This is a genomic window from Companilactobacillus halodurans (assembly GCF_009600985.1).
GTDB classification, from domain to species: Bacteria; Bacillota; Bacilli; order Lactobacillales; family Lactobacillaceae; genus Companilactobacillus; species Companilactobacillus halodurans.
This window is the reverse complement of record NZ_VDFP01000199.1, coordinates 1-1,200: the sequence shown is the minus strand read 5'-3', so window position 1 is coordinate 1,200 and position 1,200 is coordinate 1. Positions and strand designations below refer to the sequence as shown.

At 32.0% G+C, this 1,200-nt stretch carries 1 pseudogene; it reads left to right on the top strand.

The window, feature by feature from the left end:
- Positions 1-450: 450 nt before the first annotated feature.
- A pseudogene (locus tag FHL06_RS13610) lies at positions 451-1,200 on the top strand (GHKL domain-containing protein); the annotation flags it as partial.

Genomic DNA, 1,200 nt, shown 5'->3' with positions numbered 1-1,200 from the left:
AATTGAGTTATAACAGGGCGGCATTGATTACGTATTTGCTTGGCTTGGGGAAACTTTTACTACGTATTCATGTTAATTTATCAGCCAGAGTTATCAATTCAGCGGCAAACGTTTAGTTTTGCCTTATTGTGGTTGCTCTCAGTTATTTTAAATATTTTGCTAAGCGGATACGCCAATTTACTAATCGCCATCTTAATTTATTTAGTCCTTTGGCCAGACCAAAAGTTTGATTATTATTTAATTAATATCATCTTAGTGAGTTTCCTCATAAAATTCTGGGCTTTTATTTTACCAAGCCCCCTTCTCATGCATTATTTCCCCAATTCCAACATCGTTTCGTACGGATTTAACCTAATTATTAGTCTTGTCGAATTCATCTTATCCATCACATTCGTCTATTTTTACAATTATTTTAAACTCAATGACTTCTTCCAATCACGGCAAAATCCTATGACCAGCATTGTACTAGGATATATCTACATCATTTGTTTCTTATTTTTGAAATTAACTCAAAATTTTCGGACTTATGCTCCACTAATTATGGGAATCTTCGGATTTATTATTTTACAGTGTCTTTTTATTATCGTTGTTTTCACGATTACCCGACGCCGCCAATTAAAAATTTATCGTGACCGATTTTCTGAAGAACAAGTTAAAAATCTCAAAATGTACACCGACCAACTCGAGCACGATCAATTAAAATTACGTCATTTTAAACATGATTATAAAAATTTACTTTTCAGTCTGAAAACAGTTGCTGCTGAACAAGATTACACCGCCATGAATCAGGCCTTGGATAATTTAGAGAATTATTCAGACGATTATTTAAATAATTTATCAATGGATTTATATCAGGATCTCAATAATGTTAAGAATCCTTACTTAAAAAGTCTTTTTATCAATAAACTCAATACTATCAATCAAAAAAACATTAAATGTTCTTTCAGTTGTACCGATGAGTTGAATAATTTACCGATGAACGATTTGGACTTGATTAACCTTTTGGATCAGGCAATTGATAACGCCATTCTCTTCACCAAACGTCAAGAACACGGTCAAATTCAGTTAGCAATCACTCAGGAAGATAATCAATTAGCATTTTTAGTCAACAATACTGTAGCCAATATTCCTACGACAGAACGTGAACAAGATTATTTGGACCTTTTAAATATCAAATCACTAAAGAAAAAATATAATAAT